General features: G+C 71.0%; 19 protein-coding genes. 9 read left to right on the forward strand and 10 right to left on the reverse strand.

What is annotated here, in order from left to right:
• Nucleotides 1-75 precede the first annotated feature (75 nt).
• Nucleotides 76-1,020, reverse strand: coding sequence for a cytochrome b/b6 domain-containing protein (locus BUR99_RS17790; RefSeq protein ID WP_084184128.1), 945 nt, complete (start codon nucleotides 1,018-1,020; stop codon nucleotides 76-78).
• A 159-nt stretch (nucleotides 1,021-1,179) separates the two neighbouring features.
• Between BUR99_RS17790 and BUR99_RS17795 the strand changes: the two genes are divergently transcribed.
• Both BUR99_RS17795 and BUR99_RS17800 read left to right on the forward strand, forming a co-directional pair.
• The gene (locus tag BUR99_RS17795; protein WP_074261741.1) at nucleotides 1,180-1,821 is read left to right on the forward strand and encodes a ClpP family protease; all 642 of its coding nucleotides are present in this window, start codon (nucleotides 1,180-1,182) and stop codon (nucleotides 1,819-1,821) included.
• On the forward strand, nucleotides 1,818-2,450 hold the full coding sequence (locus BUR99_RS17800) for a ClpP family protease (RefSeq protein ID WP_074261742.1): 633 nt from the start codon (nucleotides 1,818-1,820) through the stop codon (nucleotides 2,448-2,450). Before BUR99_RS17795 ends, BUR99_RS17800 begins: the two co-directional genes overlap by 4 nt.
• A gap of 19 nt (nucleotides 2,451-2,469) precedes the next feature.
• Here BUR99_RS17800 and BUR99_RS17805 read toward each other — a convergent pair whose 3' ends face one another.
• The 3 genes from BUR99_RS17805 to BUR99_RS17815 form a co-directional block, all read right to left on the reverse strand.
• Nucleotides 2,470-3,030: a DapH/DapD/GlmU-related protein gene (locus BUR99_RS17805; RefSeq protein WP_234980907.1), complete on the reverse strand. Its 561-nt coding sequence runs from the start codon at nucleotides 3,028-3,030 to the stop codon at nucleotides 2,470-2,472.
• Between the two features lie 17 nt (nucleotides 3,031-3,047).
• Complete coding sequence (locus BUR99_RS19735; protein ID WP_084184129.1) at nucleotides 3,048-3,533, reverse strand: helix-turn-helix domain-containing protein; 486 nt, start codon at nucleotides 3,531-3,533, stop codon at nucleotides 3,048-3,050.
• Nucleotides 3,534-3,815: 282 nt separating this feature from the next.
• A complete protein-coding gene (locus tag BUR99_RS17815) occupies nucleotides 3,816-4,454 on the reverse strand; it encodes an NAD(P)H-binding protein (protein WP_074261744.1) in 639 nt (212 codons plus the stop codon).
• A gap of 74 nt (nucleotides 4,455-4,528) precedes the next feature.
• On the opposite strand from BUR99_RS17815, the gene BUR99_RS17820 reads away from it, so the two are divergent.
• Entirely contained in the window at nucleotides 4,529-5,008 is a 480-nt protein-coding gene (locus BUR99_RS17820) for an NUDIX hydrolase (RefSeq protein ID WP_074261745.1), read from the forward strand.
• 12 nt (nucleotides 5,009-5,020) lie between these two features.
• On the opposite strand, the gene BUR99_RS17825 is transcribed toward BUR99_RS17820, so the two are convergent.
• Nucleotides 5,021-6,514 (reverse strand): flavin monoamine oxidase family protein, encoded by a 1,494-nt coding sequence (locus BUR99_RS17825; protein ID WP_074261746.1) that lies wholly within the window; start codon nucleotides 6,512-6,514, stop codon nucleotides 5,021-5,023.
• 335 nt (nucleotides 6,515-6,849) lie between these two features.
• On the opposite strand from BUR99_RS17825, the gene BUR99_RS17830 reads away from it, so the two are divergent.
• Entirely contained in the window at nucleotides 6,850-7,347 is a 498-nt protein-coding gene (locus BUR99_RS17830; RefSeq protein ID WP_074261747.1) for an Lrp/AsnC family transcriptional regulator, read from the forward strand.
• Nucleotides 7,348-7,350: 3 nt separating this feature from the next.
• Nucleotides 7,351-8,241, forward strand: coding sequence for a hypothetical protein (locus BUR99_RS17835; RefSeq protein ID WP_074261748.1), 891 nt, complete (start codon nucleotides 7,351-7,353; stop codon nucleotides 8,239-8,241).
• A 23-nt stretch (nucleotides 8,242-8,264) separates the two neighbouring features.
• Here BUR99_RS17835 and BUR99_RS17840 read toward each other — a convergent pair whose 3' ends face one another.
• A complete protein-coding gene (locus BUR99_RS17840) occupies nucleotides 8,265-9,098 on the reverse strand; it encodes an alpha/beta fold hydrolase (RefSeq protein WP_074261749.1) in 834 nt (277 codons plus the stop codon).
• A gap of 7 nt (nucleotides 9,099-9,105) precedes the next feature.
• Nucleotides 9,106-9,687 (reverse strand): TetR/AcrR family transcriptional regulator, encoded by a 582-nt coding sequence (locus tag BUR99_RS17845; protein ID WP_074261750.1) that lies wholly within the window; start codon nucleotides 9,685-9,687, stop codon nucleotides 9,106-9,108.
• 124 nt (nucleotides 9,688-9,811) lie between these two features.
• Here BUR99_RS17845 and BUR99_RS17850 point away from each other — a divergent pair, with 124 nt between their 5' ends.
• Nucleotides 9,812-10,642, forward strand: a complete 831-nt coding sequence (locus tag BUR99_RS17850) for an alpha/beta hydrolase (RefSeq protein WP_074261751.1) — start codon at nucleotides 9,812-9,814, stop codon at nucleotides 10,640-10,642.
• An 11-nt stretch (nucleotides 10,643-10,653) separates the two neighbouring features.
• On the opposite strand, the gene BUR99_RS17855 is transcribed toward BUR99_RS17850, so the two are convergent.
• Together BUR99_RS17855 and BUR99_RS17860 are read right to left on the reverse strand one after the other, a co-directional pair.
• The gene (locus tag BUR99_RS17855; protein WP_074261752.1) at nucleotides 10,654-10,857 is read right to left on the reverse strand and encodes a hypothetical protein; all 204 of its coding nucleotides are present in this window, start codon (nucleotides 10,855-10,857) and stop codon (nucleotides 10,654-10,656) included.
• Between the two features lie 58 nt (nucleotides 10,858-10,915).
• Nucleotides 10,916-11,518, reverse strand: coding sequence for a class I SAM-dependent methyltransferase (locus tag BUR99_RS17860; protein WP_074261753.1), 603 nt, complete (start codon nucleotides 11,516-11,518; stop codon nucleotides 10,916-10,918).
• A 105-nt stretch (nucleotides 11,519-11,623) separates the two neighbouring features.
• Between BUR99_RS17860 and BUR99_RS17865 the strand changes: the two genes are divergently transcribed.
• Nucleotides 11,624-12,394, forward strand: a complete 771-nt coding sequence (locus tag BUR99_RS17865) for an EI24 domain-containing protein (protein WP_074261754.1) — start codon at nucleotides 11,624-11,626, stop codon at nucleotides 12,392-12,394.
• Between the two features lie 69 nt (nucleotides 12,395-12,463).
• On the opposite strand, the gene BUR99_RS17870 is transcribed toward BUR99_RS17865, so the two are convergent.
• A complete protein-coding gene (locus tag BUR99_RS17870) occupies nucleotides 12,464-13,609 on the reverse strand; it encodes an epoxide hydrolase family protein (protein WP_074261901.1) in 1,146 nt (381 codons plus the stop codon).
• A 62-nt stretch (nucleotides 13,610-13,671) separates the two neighbouring features.
• Between BUR99_RS17870 and BUR99_RS17875 the strand changes: the two genes are divergently transcribed.
• Entirely contained in the window at nucleotides 13,672-14,631 is a 960-nt protein-coding gene (locus BUR99_RS17875; protein WP_074261755.1) for a helix-turn-helix transcriptional regulator, read from the forward strand.
• Between the two features lie 118 nt (nucleotides 14,632-14,749).
• A complete protein-coding gene (locus BUR99_RS17880; protein ID WP_074261756.1) occupies nucleotides 14,750-18,250 on the forward strand; it encodes a glycosyl hydrolase family 95 catalytic domain-containing protein in 3,501 nt (1,166 codons plus the stop codon).
• Nucleotides 18,251-18,272 lie beyond the last annotated feature (22 nt).

Genomic DNA, 18,272 nt, shown 5'->3' on the forward strand with positions numbered 1-18,272 from the left:
CGGATTTCCGCAGATCAACGCCATTTTCTTCTGAGGTGAGCCTAACCTCATCGAGCGCGACGACCGGTCGGCGGCTCAGCGCGTGACGGTGCCCATGCGGCTCGCGATGGGCTTCAGCACCGCCGGCCGCACGGCGAACCAGGCGCCGATCATGGCCGCGAGCGACACCGCGAAGATCGCGAAGCCGAGCCACGACGCACCGTCGCGACTCGCGAACATCGCGTCGAGGTTGCGCAGCGCACCCGTCGCGAACACGAGGGTGACGTGCACGATCACGAAGGCGACGAACACGAGCATCACCGGGTAGTGCACGGCCTTCGCGAGCTTCGCCGGGTAGAGGCGGTTCAGCCGCTCGGCGCGCTGCGGCCAGACCGACGAGAGCCGGAGGCCGGTGATCACGGCGAGCGGCGCCACGACGAACACGATCGCGAAGTAGCTCAGCACCTGCAGGCTGTTGTAGTTCACCCAGGCGTGCTCGACCGGCCAGTCGAGCGAGGCGTACTGCAGGGCCGCCGAGACGGCGTTCGGCCAGATGTCGGGGCTCGTCGGCACGATGCGCATCCACTGCCCGGTGGCGAAGAGCAGCACGATGAAGACGATGCCGTTCGCGACCCAGAGCACGTCGACCGTGTAGTGCAGCCAGAGGTGGATGCTGACCTTCCACGGCGGGTTCTTCGTGCGGATGAGCCCGTCGTTGTTCCGCACCCACCGCGCCGGCGGGCGGCCGCCCGTGCGCAGCAGCAGCCCCGAGCGCACGAGCAGCACGAGGAAGAAGACGTTCAGGAAGTGCTGCCAGCCGAGCCAGGCGGGGATGCCGACCGGCGCGCCCTCGGGCAACGGCGTCGTGCCGGGGTACCGGGCGATGAACTCCTGCACCGCGGGCTGGGCGCGCAACCAGATCGCGGCGAGCACGACCCCGGCGAGGAGTGCGACCCCGGCGACCACGGCCAGCGCGACCGGCAGCCACCTGGTGCGTCGACGAGTCGCGTGATGCGCAGTCGGGTCGGTGAGGCGGGTCACCGGAATATTTTGGCATGACCGCCCGAGCGCTCGCCGAGGGCGTGACCCGCAAGGTCACGGATGCCGCGACTCCCGCTGCTCTCGGCTGATCCGCTCACGGCAGCACTGCTCTCGGCGGCATCCGCCCCGCGCCCCACCGGCCGCGCGCACGCTTGAGGCATGAGCGAACACGACTCCCCACCGATCCATCCGATCGACGCCGAGCTCACGAGGCGTCTCTTCCACGAGCGCATCATCGTGCTCGGCGACGAACTCGACCAGCAGGGCGGCAACCGGCTCTGCGCGCAGCTCGTCACCCTCGCAGCCGACGACCCGCGCCGCGACATCCGCTTCTGGATCAACTCGCCGGGCGGCTCGGTCTCGGCGATGCTGGCGATCGCCGACGTGATGCGCTCGATCCCGAACGACGTGTCGACGATCGCCGTCGGCATCGCGGCGAGCGCGGGACAGTTCCTGCTCTCGGCGGGCACGAAGGGCAAGCGGTTCGCACTGCCGCACTCGCGGATCCTCATGCACCAGGGCTCGGCGGGCATCGGCGGCACCGCGGTCGACATCGAGCTGCAGGCCGACGACCTGCGATACACCCGCGACACGGTGCTCGGCATCACCGCCGCGAACACCGGCCAGCCGATCGAGCGCATCGCCGAGGACTCGCTGCGCGACCGCTGGTACTCCGCGACCGAGGCCGTCGAGTACGGCTTCATCGACACCGTCGCCGACGGCTTCGGCGAGATGTTCCCCGGGGGCGACCGACCCCTGGTGGGGCTGCAGGCACGCACCGGAACAGGAGCGACGTCATGACGAGCTACACGATCCCCTACGTCGTCGAGAAGCGCGGCAACAGCGAGCGCTCGCTCGACGTCTACAGCCGCCTGCTCTCGGAGCGCATCGTCTACCTCGGCACCGAGATCGACGACGGCGTGGCCAACGTGCTCATCGCGCAGTTCCTGCACCTCGCCTCGGAGTCGAGCGAGACGCCGATCAGCCTCTACCTGAACTCCCCCGGCGGATCGCCGGGCGCGGCGCTCGCGGTCTACGACACCATGCAGCACATCAGGCCGGATGTCGCGACGACGTGCGTCGGCCAGGCGGGCGGGCCGGCCGCGGTGCTCCTCGCCGGCGGCGCGAAGGGCATGCGGGCGATCCTGCCGCACGGCCGCGTCGTGCTGCATCAGCCGTCGACGCAGGGCCGCGGCACCATTCCCGACCTCATCCTCCATGCCGACGAGGTGGTGCGCGTGCGGGCCGAGCTCGAGGCGGCCCTCGCCGCCGACACCGGTCGTGATGCCATGACGCTGCGGCACGACACCGACCGCGACCTCATCCTGCCGGCGGCGGCCGCCGTCGAGTACGGCCTCGCCGACCACGTGCTGACGGCACAGGTCGAGGTGACGGGCTCGGCCGCCGGCGCCTCTGCCGCCAGCAGGTAGGCCGACGGTGCGGCGGGCGCTACCAGCTCCGCCGCACCGTGCCCTTCGGTCCGGCGACCAGGCTCGCCGCCGGCACGTCGTCGGCCACGATGGCCCCGGCGGCGATGACCGCGTCACGTCCGATGCTGACACCGGGCAGGATCGTGGCGCCGGCGCCGATCCACACGTTCTCGGCGACGTCGATGGGTGCGCCGCTGAGGAACCGGCGCCGCTCATCGGGGTCGACCGGGTGCCCCATCGTGATGAACGTGGCCTTCGGACCGACCATCACTCCATCGCCCAACCGGATGCCGGCGTAGTCGAGAAAGGTGCAGCCCTGATTGATGAAGACCCGCTTGCCCAGCTCCAGCCGGAGGCCGTGATCCGTGTAGAACGGCGGATAGATCGTGAGCCCCGCGGGGAGCGGACGGCCCAGGATCCCTTCGAGCATCTCCACCTTGCCCGCCTCGTCGTCGAACGGGAGCGCGTTCAGGCGGGAGGTCAGCGCGGTGACCTGCAGCACCCGTTCGTGCATCGCGGCGAAGTCGGCTCCCAGCACGCGCTCGCCCTGCGCCAGGAGGTCCGGATCGTGGATCGCCATGAAGCGGTCGTCCGCCATCAGGCGGCGAGCAGGTAGGAGTCCGAGACCGCAGGCGCGAATGTCGCGCCGGGCACGGCAGCGAGTGGATGCTCCGGGCCGAGGTCGACGAGAACGCCCGCGTCGGCGCGGAACGCGAACGACGTCTCGATGCGCAGCAGCTCGCGACGCTCTGCCTCGCGCCGATCGGTCTCCCGGCGCTCTCCGAGCAGGGAGCCGACGCGTTCGACGACGTCGACGAGCTCGAGCCCGAGCGCCTCGGCGACCGAACCGAGCACCTCTGAGGAGGGCTCCTTGCGACCGCGCTCGATCTCGGACAGATACTGGGGCGAGACGCCGGCCACCGCAGCGACCTCCGTCAGGATCCGCTCCTGCTCGAGCCGCTCGCCCCGCAGCACCTCGCCGAGCGCGTGCCGCCAGAGCGGCCTCGTCGCATCTCGGCCGGGCGCACTCGACTGCGTGGTCTGCATACCGGGGACCCGTGTGAACTCGACGACCTTGCCCATGACGAGAGGCTAGCCGTGGCATCCGCTCGCCGACAGCTCGATCCGCTCAGAGCAGAACGCCCGCCGTCGACGGGGGTGCTGGCGGTCGGATGCGCCCGCGTGCAGAATGAAGCCACTGACACGGAGGTGGGCGATGTCGACGGAGAGCGTGATCTGGTCGATTCTCGGAACGTTCATTGCGGTCGGAGGCCTCCTGGGCCTCGCGGCGCTCTGGTCGCTGATCCGGCGACCACGCGAGCACTGACCGTTCCGGCGCTCGTGCCAGCGTTCGAGCGGCGCCGGTCAGCCGAGCGCTTCGGCGATCGGCGTGCCGCCGGCGTTGAAACGGATGGTGCGGCGCACCGTCGAGTCACGGTGCACCGCTTCGGCGGCGACGGCCGCGACATCCGCTCGGTCGACGGTGCCGCTGCTCGACGCCTCGACGTCGATGCGTCCGGTGCCCTCGCCGTCGGTCAGCGTGCTCGGGCCGAGGATGGTCCAGTCGAGTGCCGTGCTCGCGAGATGCTCGTCGGCAGCCGCCTTCGCCTCGGCGTACGCGCGGAAGGTGTTGCCCTCGGGCACGGTGTGGTCGGGCGAGCCGAAGTACGAGACCATCACGTACCGCGCGACGCCCGCACTCTCGGCGGCCACCATCGAACGGATCGCCGCGTCGCGGTCGACGGCGTACGTGCGCGCGGGATCGCCGCCGCCCGCTCCCGCCGACCAGATCACCGCGTCGTGGCCGTGCAGGATCTCGGCGAGATCGTGGACGTCGAGCCGCTCGATGTCGGCGACGACCGGGCGTGCGCCCGCGGCAGCGACGTCGGCGGCATGGTCGGGGTTGCGGATGACCGCGTCGACCTCGTCGCCGCGATCGGCGAGCAGCCGTTCGAGTTTCAGGGCGATGTTTCCGTGGCCCCCGATGATCACGATGCGTGCCATGTGCTCCTCCTCCGACCGACTCGCCCCACGCTACTCCCGCGCACGGCGCGCGTGCTCGGGCACGGCGGTGCGCCGTGCCGGTGACCAGCGCGGGCCTGCTGCTCTACCGCGAGCTCCGCGAGCTGCGCGGGCTCGAGGTCTTCATCGCGCACATGGGCGGACCGTTCTGGGCGCGCAGGCAGGCGGGCGCCTGGTCGATCCCGAAGGGCGAGTTCACCGACGAGGAGCCGCTCGCCGCGGCCCGCCGTGAGTTCGCCGAGGAGATCGGCGTGCCGCCGCCCGACATCGGCATCATCGATCTCGGCGCGTTCCGGTACTCCTCCGGCAAGACGGTGCGGGTGTTCGCGGGCAACGCCCCCGACTTCGAGATCGACGAACTGCGCTCGAACACCTTCGAGATCGAATGGCCGCCGCGCTCGGGGCAGCGCCAGCAGTTCCCCGAGGTCGACGAGGCCCGATGGACGCCCGCGTTCGAGGCACGGGAGCTGCTCACGGCAGGCCAGCGCCCCGCCCTCGACGCGCTGCTCGCGGCACTCGACGGCTCGCCCGGCTGAGCTCGACCCTCCCTAGAGCGCCAGGAGGAGTTGATCCGCCTGCGCGACGCCGGACGAGTACGACGCCGACACGGTGCTCGTGCGCATGCCGGCCCAGTACAGGACGCCGCCGACGGTTGCGGCCATGTCCCTCGAGCTGCCGCCGCTGCCGTACGGGCCCCACGAGTAGGGCTCGTTGGCCCAGTCGGTCATCACGGCCTTGTGGTACTGAAGGCCGGGGTCTCCCGCGGACTTGCGCACGACCTCGAGCACGGCCTGGTACTTCTGCTCGAGCGGAAGCGCGTGGAGTTCTCGTGCCGCGGCGCCGGTCTCCCATCCGACGATGGCCTGACCCTTGTAGCCGGGGTAGGCGATCGAGGCGTTCCAGAGCGTGGTCGGGAAGTGATCCATCGATTCGGCGTAGCCCCAGTTGTCGGTGCCGTTGGGAGTGAACACCTTCTCCTTGAACTCGAGCACGCATTTGAAGATGTCGTGGTACTCGAACGCGTCGAAGGCGGCCCACTTGGCGGCAGGCAGGCCGGGGCTGAAGGCGATGTCACGACGCTGCATGACCCCCGCGGGGACGGCGAAGACGACTCGGCGTCCGAACATCGTGCCCTTGGACGTGAGCAGCTCGACACCGTTCGCGGTGTAGCCGACCTCTTGGACCACGGTCCGCAACATGACCGGGACGTCGCCTGCGATGAAGCGCAGCAGCTGGTCGTAGCCGCCGATGATCTTGTAGTCTCCGTCGTCGTACCGCGAGTCGTTCGGATCCAGGATCTCCGGCTCCGGCGCCTGCTCGGGATGCAGCGTGTACCGGATGCAGTCCCGGAGCGGTGCGGCGACGCGAGCGGCGGCCGTGTCGTACAGCGGTTCGCTGTCGTCGGTCAGCTCGTAGTTGAGGCCGGTCGGCGTGTTCGCGGCGGTCACCCCGAGGCGCAGGAGATACGCGTCGGCCATCTCGCCGGGAAGGGCGGCCGGCAGCGGGAGGTTCTGCCCGGCCGGGTCGTACGGGATGAGCGCATCCGGCAGGCCCAGCGGGAAGAGCCACGAGGTCGGAGAGTCCCATTGGTGCCATTGGGAGGACGGCGAGGACGTCGGTGCATCGGCCTGGCGGATGTAGTTGCTCTGGAACATCCGCATGTCGAACCCGGCCTGCTCGATCCACGGGTAGGTCGACGCATAGGGGCCGCCATGGACGAGTTCGCAACCGCGCTCGACCGGGATGCCCATCGACGTCCGGTCGGTGTGCATGCGGCCGCCGATCCGGTCGCGGGCCTCGACGATCACGACACGCAGATCGGGGTTCTGGTCCGTGAGGCGGCGCGCCGCACCGATGCCCGCCGCACCGGCCCCGACCACGATCACGTCCCAGGCGTTCTTGTCGCCCTTCGCGTGCTTCAGCGAGGGCGTTCCGTTGCCGTGGCCGTTCCCAGGGCTGATCGGCTGGCCGGCGGCGTCGACGAGACCTGCGGCGGCGGCGAGTCCGCCCATCAAGAGTCCGCGACGGCTGATGTTCTCCATGGTGCTACTCCTTCGTAGGCGAATCAGTGGAACTGCAAACGGGCGCGATCGCGGCGATGGCCGCGCGTCTGCATGGCCGGAGATTCGGCGATCATGACGCGTGTGCCACTCTCCGTCGAGTGCACGACGACGGCTGCTCATGTCGATCTGAGAGTCATCCTCACGGGAATCTGCTGAATGCACAACAGTTGAGAGGATTTTTGTTGAATCAACAGTTCAGCGTCATTGCTGATCACGAATCGTCACACTGAGCAGGTCAGCTCATCGCCGAACGCGGCGCGGTGCCCGGTGAGCGTGCCCTGCACCCCGCGCCGCGCTGGCGCTAGGTTCGTTCCATGGCCGCACCATTCGAGATGGACGACATCGACCGTCGCATCATCGCCGCCCTCCAGGTCGACGGGCGCCGGTCGTTCCAGCGTCTCGCCGACGACCTCGGGGTGCCCGCCTCGTCGGTGCGATACCGCACCAAGCGGCTGGAAGACGCCGGGATCCTGCAGATCGTCGGCATCGCGAACCCGCTCGCGATCGGCTTCGACCGGCTCGCGATGATCGGCATCCGCGTGACGCCGGGCACCGCCCGATCGGTCTGTGCGGCGCTCGCCGAGCTCCCCGAGACGAGCTACGTCATCCACACCACCGGCCGATTCGACGTGATGGCCGAGGTCATCTGCGAAGACGTGCCGCACTTCATCGACATGCTGAACGGCCGCATCGCGGCGATCACGGGCGTCGTCTCGACGGAGTCGTTCTTCGTGCTCGAGGCGCACAAGCTCTCGTACGGCTGGGGCGTCGGCAGCGTGCGCCCGGCGATCGAGGAGCCGGGCGGGGTGTGACCCGTGCCGCCGGCCGACGCGCTCGAGGACGCCGCCACGGCGCTCTACTCGCTGCGCCCCGACGAGTTCACCGCGGCCCGCAACGCCCGGGCGCAGTCGACCGCCTCCGATGATCGCGAGCTCGCGGCCCGAATCCGCGAGTTGCGCCGCCCCTCCCCCGCCGCCTGGCTCGTGAACCAGCTCGTGCGGCACCGCTCCGACGAGGTGGAGGCGATCCTCGAGCTCGGCGCCGAGGCGCGGCAGGCCCAGGGCCGCTTCGACGCCGTCGAGCTCGCGGAGCTCGGCCGGCAGCGCCGTCGCCTCGTCTCGGCACTCGCACGAGAGGCGGGCGAACTCGCCGAGGAACTCGGCGCACCCGTGCGCACCCCGGTGCTCGACGAGGTCGCGCAGACCTTCCAGGCCGCGATGTCGGATGCCTCGGCCGCCGACGCCGTGCGATCGGGGCGACTCGTGCGCGCGCTCGAGGCCGTCGGCGTCGAGGTCGACCTGCGCGACGCCGTGGCGGGCGGACCACTGCCGAGCGCCGGTCGAGCGGAAGCCGCGGGCGGCGATGATGCCGCACCGGCCGCGCGCGCAGACGCCGACCGTCGCGCTCGGGCCGCGCGGGAACGTGCCGAGCGCGCGGTCGAGGCCGCCGAGCGGCGGGCGGCCGAGGCATCCGCTGCGCTCGAGGCGATCGCCGCCCGACTGGCCGACGCCGATCGCCGCCGCGACGAGCTCACGGCCCGGCGCGACGAGCTCGAGGAGCAGCTGCGCCGAGTCGAGTCGGAGATCGCCGACGCCGATCGTGCCCAGCGCGCGCTCGCCCGCGAACGGGATCGCGCGGCTCGCGACGCCGAGGCCGCGGAGGTCGACGCCGACGAGGCGCGCGAGTCCCGGGACGGCCTGGAGTAGTCGGGCGGCGCACCGCCGGCCGCTCAGCTCCGCTCGAGCAGCCAGTCCATCGCGTCGGGCACGACGTCGAGCACCGAGACGTGTCCGTCGTCGAGCCGCATCCAGAGCGAGGCGCGCGGGATGTGCGCGACGAGCCACGAGGCGTGCTTCGCGGGCACCACGCGGTCGCCCTCGCCCTGCACGAGGAGGACCGGCACGCCGATGCCGCCGAGCTCGACGCCCCATGGCGCGGCGAGGGCCACGTCGTCGTCGACGAGGCCGTCGAGTCCGGCCTCCCCCGCTCGCTGCGCGTCGGCGCCGAGCGATGCCCATCGCCCGTCGAGTGCCGCCCAGTCGACCGGGAGGAACTGCGCCGGGTCGAACTCCTCGGTCTCCGCGGCTGCGGCACGCGCGGCACGCCCCTCGACGGCGGCGCGCAAGCCGCCCGGCGAGGCCATGCCGGCGAACCAGTCGAAGGCGTCGGTGCGCGGGGCGATGCCCGCGAGCGTGACCGCCCCCGTGACGCGCCCCGGCAGCAGCGCGGCGCAGGCGAGTGCGTGGGGGCCGCCGCCCGACGCCCCCATCACGGCGAATCGCTCGATGCCGAGCGCATCGGCGATCGCCGCGACATCCGCTGCCGCCGAGGCGACGTCGCGGCCGGGCCGCGGCGTCGAGCCGCCGTAGCCCGGGCGTCCATAGGAGACGAGTCGGATGCCCCGGGCCGACGCCGCTTCGAGCAGGGGCGCGATCGGCGCGCCCGTCTGCGGAGATCCGTGATGCCAGACGACTGTGAGGGCCGACGAGGCATCCGCCCCGGTGTCGTACGCGTGCAGACTGCCGCCGTCGCGGACGGGCACGTCGAGCTCGAGGAGCGTCATGACGGGATCAGCCCCGCACGCCGGCCGCGCGAACGGCGGCTTCGGTGAACGCGGGGCGCACCCGCTCCCACCCGTCGAGGTAGCCGCCGACCATCGCGGCATCGCGCAGCAGCACGAGCTGGGCGGCTGCGCCCGCGGCGTCCTCCACCTCGGCCGCCGTCAGCACCGACTCGAGCTCGGAGCGGAACCATTCGCGATGCTCGGCGACGGCCCGGCGCACGCCGCTGTCGGCGTCGGGGTACTCGGCGGCGGCGTTGATGAACGGGCAGCCTCGGGTGTGATGGCGCGCGACGTCGTCGGCGAGCCCCTCGATCACGAGGCCCACGAGCTGCTTCGGCTCGGCGCCGGATGCCTCGGCCGCCGCGAACGCGCCGCGGATGTTCGCGTCCTCGACGCCGAGGTAGGCCTCGACGAGGTCCTCCTTGCCCGGGAAGTGCCGGTAGAACGTCGCCCGGGTGACGCCGGCCTCGCCGATGATGCGGTCGACGCCGACCGAGTGGATGCCCTCGCGATAGAAGAGCTCGGAGGCCGTGCGCAGCAATCGCTCGCGCGCTTCGGAGGTGCCCGTGGAGGTGCTTCGAGATGCCATACCCAAAATGATAGAACGATCTTTCTCTTTTTGCTTGACACGGGGTTCGACCCGGAGTAACTTCACAGACATAGACAGAACGATCGTTCTACCACAGGGTGGGACGCCACAGAAGGAGAGCACCATGACCGCCACCAAGACCCCCATCGTCCTCATCCACGGACTCTGGATGACCCCGAAGAGCTGGAACACCTGGGCCGAGTACTTCCGGGCCCGCGGCCACGAGGTCATCGTTCCGGGCTGGCCCGGCATCGACGACCGCGAGGTCGCCGACATCCGCTCGAACCCCGAGGCGCTGAAGGGCATCGGCCTCGCGCAGATCGCCGACCACTACGAGCGCATCATCCGGGCACTCCCCGAGAAGCCGATCATCATGGGCCACTCCTTCGGTGGCCTCCTGGTTCAGATGCTCGCCGACCGCGGACTCGGCGCCGCCTACGTCGGCGTCACCCCCGGCCAGCCCGCCGGCATCACGACCCTGCCGGCGTCGACGCTCTGGACGGGCACGCCGATCCTCGCGAACCCGTTCGCCAAGAACGGCGCGAAGCCGCTCTCGAAGGGCCACTTCCACTTCACCTTCGGCAACGACCTCGACCGCGCGGCATCCGATCGCCTCTGGGAGGAGTTCGCAGTGAACTCGTACAACCGGGTGTTCTTCGAGGGCGTCGCCGGCGCGTTCAACGAGCAGGGCGGCGTCAGCCACGTCGACTTCGGCCGCACCGACCGCGCACCGCTGCTCGTCATCACCGGCGAGATCGACCACGTCGTGCCGCCGGCCATCGGCAAGGCCATCGTGAAGAAGTACCACTCGACGGGCAGCCCCGCCGTCGTCGAGTACCGCGAGTTCGCCGGCCGCACCCACCGCATCGTCAGCCAGGACGGCTGGGAAGAGGTCGCCGAGTACGCCCTCACCTGGGCGACCGAGCACGTCGAGGCAGCCGCGCACGCGGCCTGAGGGTCGACCCCTCAGCGCTCGATCGAGTCTCGGCGGCCGTCATCGGAACGGCCGCCGAAGACGTTGCGCAGCACGAAGTACACGACGACCGCGACCACGGCGACGATCACGAGCTTGCCGATGAACCAGAGCAGGCTGAACAGCACGTCGACGAGGAACCACGCGATGACGACGGCGACGATCACGCCGATGACGGTCCAGACGGTGCGGCTCATGCTCCGAGGCTAGTCGACGGCACCGGATGCCCCGGCTCCGCGCACCGCATCACCGGCGTCAGGGCGCGTGGCCGTCGAAGAGCAGGGTCGGCACGGGGCCGAACGGCATCGACCGTACACGGAGCGGCCGCACGTCGTCGCCGACGAATCCCGCATCGGCGAGTGCCCGAGCGGAGTCCCGATCCCAGTGGCATCCGTGGCAGAACCGTGCCGAGAACGGGGTGGCCATGCGCTGCACCGCCCGCTTGACCGTGCGCGGTGGCGCGACGACGTGGTCGATGAACACGACCCGGCCGCCGGGCACGAGCACCCGCCGCACCTCGGCCAGCGCCACGGCCGGGTCGGCGACCGAGCAGAGCACCCAGGTCGCCACGACCGCGTCGACGGAACGATCGGGCAGGGGAATCGACTCGGCCATGGCGTCGAGCGGCTCGGCGCGATGGCCCCACTCGCGAGCGCGTGTCGCGAGCTCGGCACGTCGCTCGGCGTCGGGCTCGAGCCCGATCCACTCGACGTCGACGTGCAGGGCACCGAAGTTCTCGCCCTCCCCCGCGCCGATCTCGAGCACCCGGCCGCGCACCCGGCCGACGAACTCGCGCTCGAGGTCGTCGAGGCGGTCGTCGTCGATGAGCTCGGATGCCGCGACCTTCGATTGCTCCATCCCGCCATGCGAGCACGATGGCCGCGCCGCGTCAACCTGCGGCGCTCATCCGGGTGCGGCAGCCCGACACGGCAGCCGGGCGCGGCAGCGCCGTAGGCTGGAGCGATGCTCAGGCGATTCCTCTCCGGCGCCGGCCTGCTGCTGCGCGGCTTCGGGTTCTGGGGACGCCGGCCCGGCGTCATGCTGCTCGGGCTCATCCCCGCGGCGATCGTCTTCGTGATCGTGCTCGCCGTGCTCGTGGCACTCGGCATCCAGCTGCCGGCGATCGTCGAGTGGGCGACGCCGTTCGCCGAGCGATGGGACGCATTCTGGACCGCGTCGCTGCGCATCGCCATCGCCGCGGTGACGTTCGCCGGCGCCGTGCTGCTCGCGGCGGTCACCTTCACCGCGGTGACGCTCGCCGTCGGCGACCCGTTCTACGAACGCATCTGGCGCGCCGTCGAGATCGAGCTCGGCGGCGACGTGCCCGATCGGGGCGCCGGGTTCTGGCGCGCGGCCGCCGACGCCGCCGCGCTCATCGCGCTCGGCGTCGTCGCGGCCCTCGGCGTCGCCCTGGTCGGGTTCGTCCCGCTCGTCGGGGCTGTCGTCGCGCCGGTGCTCGGCGTCGTGCTGTCGGGATGGCTCCTCGCGCGCGAGCTCACCGCGCGCGCCTTCGACGCTCGCGGCATCACGGCGGCGGACCGGAAGGCGGTGCTTCGCGGGCAGGGGGCCCGGATGCTCGGCTTCGGCGTCGCGACCCAGCTCTGCTTCATGGTGCCGCTCGGCGCCGTGGCCGCGATGCCGGCCGCGGTGGCCGGCTCGACGATGCTCGCGCGCGGCGCACTCGACGCCGCGGCGGCCGCGAACCTCGCACCCTCGCCCTCTTCCCCCTCCTGATCGGTCAGGAGCTGACGAGCGGATGCCGCAGGCTCGTGCCTGCGGCATCCGCTCGATGCGGCGCGGCCGTCACGCGTCTCGCAGCGAGGCGAAGAAGGCGCGGATGTCACCGGCGAGGAGCTCGGGCATCTCGAGCGCCGCGAAGTGGCCGCCCTGCTCGAACCGGCTCCAGTGCACGATGTTCGAGTTGTCGCGCTCGGCGAAGACCTTGATCGTCTGGAAGTCGTCTGCGAAGACGGCCACTCCGGTCGGCGCGGCGTTCACCTGCGGCTCGGCCTCCGCGCGCGCGTTGTCGAGGTAGCTGCGGCTCATGCCCGCTGCGGCATTCGCGAACCAGTTGACGCTCACCTCGGTGATGATCTGCTCGAGGGTGACGAGCGAGGTGCCGTTGCCGAAGGAGTTGAAGAGCTCGCTGTAGGCGAGCAGCGCGATCGGCGAGTCGCTGAGGCCGACGGCCACCGTCTGCGGGCGGCTCGCGTTCATGGTGTTGTAGCCGCCGACCGACTGGAACCACTGCATGTGCTCGAGTCCCGCGTAGTCCTGCGGTTCGAGGTGCTCGAACTCGGCCGGGTCGCCGCTCGGGAACGAGAAGAGCTGCAGCACGTGCAGGCCGAGGAAGCCCTCGGGGGCGGCGAGACCGAGGTCGCGGGCGACGAGCGCGCCGTTGTCGGAACCGTGGATGCCGTACTCGGCATATCCGAGCCGGTGCATGAGCTCGTCGTAGGCGCGAGCGACGCGCGCGGTGGTCCAGCCGGACTCGGTGACGGGGTTCGAGAAGCCGTAGCCCGGGGCATCCGGAATCACGACGTCGAAGGCGTCCTCGGCGCGGCCGCCGTGCGCGACCGGATCGACGAGCAGGTCGATGAGGTCGAGGTAGTCGACGGATGACCCGGGGTAGGTGTGCGCCAGCAGCAGCGGCGTCGCGCCGGGGTGGGCCGAACGCACGTGGATGAAGTGGATGGGCTGGCCGTCGACCTCGGTGACGAAGTGCGGCACGGCGTTGATGCGCGCCTCGGCGGCACGCCAGTCGAACGCGCGCCAGGCCTCGACGGCCTCGCGGAGGTAGCTGTTCGGCGTTCCGGTGTCCCAGTCGTCGGCGGGTGCCGGCTGGGGCAGGCGTGTGCGCGCGAGTCGCTCCATGAGGTCGTCGAGGTCGGCCTGGGCGACGTCGATCGTGAACGGGCGGATTTCGGTGGGAGCGGTGGGGTTCGTCATGTCTTCGACGGTACGGTGCATATAGGAACATTCAATTCCTAATGAACGATCGAGTTTCCACCATGTCCGATACCGCCGCACGACTGCTCTCGCTGCTCGCCCTGCTGCAGACCCGACCCGACTGGACGAGCACCGAACTCGGCGCCCGGCTCGGCGTGACACCGCGCACCATCCGCAACGACATCGACCGCCTGCGCGAGCTCGACTACCCCGTCGACGCCACGCGCGGGGCCGCCGGCGGCTACCGTCTCGGCGCGGGTGCGAAGCTGCCGCCGCTGCTCCTCGACGACGAGGAGGCGGTCGCCGTGGCGATCGGCCTGCGGGCGGCCACCGGCATCGCGGGCGTCGAGGAGTCGAGCACGCGGGCGCTCTCCAAGCTCGAGCAGGTACTGCCGTCACGTCTCCGCCCCACGGTCGAGGCACTCGCGACCGTGATCGAGCACGCGCCCGAGAACAACGACACTGACGCCCCCGACCCCGAGGTCGACGCCGGCGTGCTCACCGCGGTGGCGGGCGCCATCCGCGGGGTCGAATGGATCCGGTTCGACTACCAGGGCGCGGCCCGCCTCATCGAGCCGTACCGGCTGCTGAGCTGGGCGCGCCGGTGGTACCTCGTGGGCCGCGACCCGTCGAACGACGAGTGGGGCACCTTCCGAGCCGACTGGATCGAGCCGCGCATGCCGACGCGGCGCCGGTTCGAGCCGGTGGCGCTGCCGGGCGGCGACTACACGGCCTTCGCGATGCGCTCGATCGCCGAGAGCGGCTGGAAGGTGCACGCGCGCCTGCGCATCGCGGCGCCGGCCGAGGCCGTGCTCGCCCGCATCCACCACGCGGTGGGCGTCGTCGAGGCCGTCTCCGAGACCGAGTCCGTGCTCGTCACCGGCGCCGACTCCCTCGACACCATCGCCGCCTACATCGGCATGCTGGGCATGGACTTCACGGTGGAGTCGCCCGACGAACTGCGCTCACTACTCCTGACCTACAGCGAACGCTACGCCCGAGCCGCCCGCCAACCGGAGTGAAGCCCGGTCTATACATCTGATCTCTGCTTGTGCAGAATGGGCAATGGCCTGCTGCCTTCGCGCCGTACGGCCGATTCTCGAACCCAAACACCTGATCAATGATGCGCAGGAGACCTCGATGAACTTCACCTTCGACCCCCACCGCCGACGCGTGCTCCAGATCGGCGGTGTCGTCGTGATGGCACCGCTGCTCGGCGACCTGTTCGCCGCACGGCCCGCCGCCGCCGCGCCGTCGACCGCCTTCGCGGCGACGGCCCCCGCGAGGCGGGCCGCGATCGCCGCCCCCTCGCTCTCGGCGAAGTCGCTGTGGTACGGCACACCGGCGACGAACTGGGAGTCGCAGGCCCTGCCGATCGGCAACGGCCGCCTCGGCGGAATGATCTTCGCGAACCCCGACGAAGAAGTGGTGCAGTTCAACGAGCAGAGCCTGTGGGGCGGCGTCAACGACTACGACAACGCGCTCATGGGGCAGCCCGACGGCGCCTACGACACGAGCGTGACCGGCTTCGGTTCGTACCGCGACTTCGGCACGCTGCGCTTCACCTTCGCCGCCGGACCGAGGGTGACCTCCCCCGGCGGCCCGTACAACATCTCCACCGCCGCCGAGGGCGTCGATCGCACCATCGACGCGAAGGCGAGCACCAAGTGGTGCATCATCGCGCCGCCCGCGCAGGTGCTCTGGCAGGCCGAGTTGCCGACCGCCGCGACGGTCTCGAGCTACAGCTTCACGAGCGCCAACGACGTGCCCGTGCGCGACCCCCAGGAGTGGACCCTCTCGGGGTCGGCCGACGGATCGAACTGGACCGCGCTCGACGCTCGAACGGGAGCCCCGTTCGAGAGCCGGGGCCAGACCAAGCAGTACACCTTCACCAACACCACGGCGTACCGGTTCTACCGCTTCACGTTCGTGCCGAAGGCCGGCGTCAGCCATTTCCAGGTGGCCGAGATCTCCCTGGGCGGCGTCAACCTGTCGTCGGGCTCACTCGCGTACGTCTCGTCGCCGAGCGGCATGGCGGCCGGCACGGATGCCACCACCGACCTCACGCGCAGCGTCGACGGCGACCCGACCACGGCGTGGCGGGTCGCCGAGCCCGGCGCGGGAGTGCAGTGGCAGCTGGACCTGCCGGCCGGCGTCGTCGCCACGTCGTACGTGCTGACCGCGACATCCGACTCGCCCGAGCAGGACCCCGGCCGGTGGCAGCTCGAAGGCTCGACGAACGGCGTGACGTGGGTCGCACTCGACTCGCGCGAGCCGGGCGCGCCGTTCGCCGCCCGCGGCGAGGCGAAGACCTTCACGTTCACGAACTCGACGGCGTACGCCTCGTACCGCTTCACCTTCGCGACCGCCTCGGGCGCGACTCCGTTCGCGATCGGCGAGGTCGCCCTCGTCGGCTCGTCGTTCGACTCGCGTGCGCTGCGCACGGTCGCCGAGTACCGCCGCGGGCTCGACACCGCGGTCGGCGTGCACGTCACCAGGTTCGACACGGTCGCGGGGCGGGTCGTGCGCGAGGCGTTCGCGAGCCGCACTGCCGACGTCATGGTGCTGCGCTACACGACCGACGCCGAGTCGGGCCTGTCCGGCGTGCTGTCGCTGACGTCGGGCCAGGGGGCGGCGCCGACCGCCGCTGGTGCCGATGTCGGCGCCGAGCTCTCGTTCGCCGGCGCCATGGCCAACGCGCTGAAGCACGCCTGCACGATCCGGGTGGTCGAGGCCGACGGCACCGTCTCGGTCGAGGGCGGCACGCTCCGGGTCGAGGGGTGCGGCACGCTCACCCTCGTGCTCGACGCCCGCACCGACTACAAGCTCAGTGCGGCCGACGGATGGCGCGGCGCGGCGCCCGAACCGGGCATCGTCGCCGCGATCGACGCGGCGGCGGCCCGCTCCTACGCCGAGCTCCGCGACGAGCACACCGCACAGGTGACGAAGCTGATGTCCCGCGCGACGGTGAACTGGGGCGAGACGGATGCCTCGGTGCAGGCGCTGCCCACCGGCGCACGTCTCGAGCGGTACAAGGCAGGCGGCGCCGACCCCACGCTCGAACAGGCGCTCTACGACTACGGCCGCTACCTGCTGCTCAGCTCCTCGCGCCCGGGAGGCCTCCCCGCGAACCTGCAGGGGCTCTGGAACAACAGCAACCAGCCGCCGTGGGCCTCCGATTACCACACCAACATCAACGTGCAGATGAACTACTGGGGCGCCGAGACCACGAATCTCTCGGAGTCCCACTCGGCACTCGTCGCCTTCATCGAGCAGGTCGCGGTGCCGAGCCGGGTCGCGACGAGGCACGCCTTCGGACAGGATGTGCGGGGCTGGACGGCGCGCACCTCGCAGTCGATCTTCGGCGGCAACGCCTGGGAGTGGAACACCATCGCGAGCGCCTGGTACGCCCAGCACGTCTACGAGCACTGGGCGTTCACGCAGGACGCCGCCTACCTCGAAGACGTCGCCCTTCCGCTCATCACGGAGATCTGCCAGTTCTGGGAGGACCAGCTGAAGGAGCTGCCCGACGGCACGCTCGTCGCGCCCGACGGCTGGTCGCCCGAGCACGGCCCGCGTGAAGACGGCGTCATGCACGACCAGCAGATCATCTGGGACCTGTTCCAGAACTACCTCGACGCCACCGCCGGCCTCACTCCCCAGCCCGCGTACCGGGCGACGATCGCCGACCTGCAGTCGCGGCTCGCGCCGAACAAGATCGGCAGCTGGGGTCAGTTGCAGGAGTGGCAGACCGACCGCGACGATCCCAACGACCTGCACCGGCACACCTCGCACCTCTTCGCCGTCTACCCCGGGCGCCAGATCACGAGCGAGACGCCGGAGCTCGCCGCCGCGGCCCTCGTCTCGCTCAAGGCCCGCAACGGCGAGCGCGACGGCGTGCCGTTCACCGAGGCCACGGTCTCGGGCGACAGCCGTCGCTCGTGGACCTGGCCGTGGCGTGCCGCGTTGTTCGCACGCCTCGGCGACGGCGAGCGTGCGCGCTTCATGCTGCGAGGGCTGCTCCGGTACAGCACCCTGCCGAACCTCTTCGCGAACCACCCGCCCTTCCAGATGGACGGCAACTTCGGCATCTCGGGCGCGCTGACCGAGATGCTCCTGCAGAGCCATGCCGGGGTCATCCACCTGCTGCCCGCGCTGCCCGAGGAATGGGCCGCTTCCGGCTCGTTCACGGGCCTGCGCGCCCGCGGCGGCTACGAGGTCAGCGCCGAGTGGCAGAACGGGCAGGTCACTGCCTTCACCGTGACCGCCGACCGGGCGCCCGACGCCGGTCCCGTCACGGTGCGGGTCAACGGCGAGGATCGCCAGGTCACGCCCGTCGATCCGACCCCGGATCCGACGCTGAACGTGCCCGTCGTCGCCGGCACGCGGATCCTCGGCGGCAAGGTCCACGTGACCGCGAAGGCGACGAACAACGAGCGTGTTCCGATCTCGGTCTCGTTCGGCTCCGCCTACGGCACGAAGACGTTCGCCTCCGTCGCGCCGGGCGCGAACGCCGTGCATTCGTTCACGACTCGGAAGGCGTCGATCCCCGCCGGAGTGGTCACCGCTACGGTCTCGACGCTCGGCGGCGCACCGGTGACGGCGACGATCGAGGCGGGCTACGACGCGGCTTCCCGCTGAGCACCGCCCACCGGCATCGTCC

This window comes from Agromyces cerinus subsp. cerinus (genome assembly GCF_900142065.1).
GTDB classification, from domain to species: domain Bacteria; phylum Actinomycetota; class Actinomycetes; order Actinomycetales; family Microbacteriaceae; genus Agromyces; species Agromyces cerinus.

Coding starts and splice junctions, on each gene's coding strand:
- BUR99_RS17830 (WP_074261747.1), top strand. CDS start 6,850: ATGGCCGCACCATTCGAGATGGACGACATCGACCGTCGCATCATCGCC.
- BUR99_RS17840 (WP_074261749.1), bottom strand. CDS start 9,098: ATGACGCTCCTCGAGCTCGACGTGCCCGTCCGCGACGGCGGCAGTCTG.
- BUR99_RS17800 (WP_074261742.1), top strand. CDS start 1,818: ATGACGAGCTACACGATCCCCTACGTCGTCGAGAAGCGCGGCAACAGC.
- BUR99_RS17880 (WP_074261756.1), top strand. CDS start 14,750: ATGAACTTCACCTTCGACCCCCACCGCCGACGCGTGCTCCAGATCGGC.
- BUR99_RS17795 (WP_074261741.1), top strand. CDS start 1,180: ATGAGCGAACACGACTCCCCACCGATCCATCCGATCGACGCCGAGCTC.
- BUR99_RS17875 (WP_074261755.1), top strand. CDS start 13,672: ATGTCCGATACCGCCGCACGACTGCTCTCGCTGCTCGCCCTGCTGCAG.
- BUR99_RS17805 (WP_234980907.1), bottom strand. CDS start 3,030: ATGGCGATCCACGATCCGGACCTCCTGGCGCAGGGCGAGCGCGTGCTG.
- BUR99_RS17845 (WP_074261750.1), bottom strand. CDS start 9,687: ATGGCATCTCGAAGCACCTCCACGGGCACCTCCGAAGCGCGCGAGCGA.
- BUR99_RS17860 (WP_074261753.1), bottom strand. CDS start 11,518: ATGGAGCAATCGAAGGTCGCGGCATCCGAGCTCATCGACGACGACCGC.
- BUR99_RS17825 (WP_074261746.1), bottom strand. CDS start 6,514: ATGGAGAACATCAGCCGTCGCGGACTCTTGATGGGCGGACTCGCCGCC.
- BUR99_RS17850 (WP_074261751.1), top strand. CDS start 9,812: ATGACCGCCACCAAGACCCCCATCGTCCTCATCCACGGACTCTGGATG.
- BUR99_RS17855 (WP_074261752.1), bottom strand. CDS start 10,857: ATGAGCCGCACCGTCTGGACCGTCATCGGCGTGATCGTCGCCGTCGTC.
- BUR99_RS17870 (WP_074261901.1), bottom strand. CDS start 13,609: ATGACGAACCCCACCGCTCCCACCGAAATCCGCCCGTTCACGATCGAC.
- BUR99_RS17815 (WP_074261744.1), bottom strand. CDS start 4,454: ATGGCACGCATCGTGATCATCGGGGGCCACGGAAACATCGCCCTGAAA.
- BUR99_RS17865 (WP_074261754.1), top strand. CDS start 11,624: ATGCTCAGGCGATTCCTCTCCGGCGCCGGCCTGCTGCTGCGCGGCTTC.
- BUR99_RS19735 (WP_084184129.1), bottom strand. CDS start 3,533: ATGGGCAAGGTCGTCGAGTTCACACGGGTCCCCGGTATGCAGACCACG.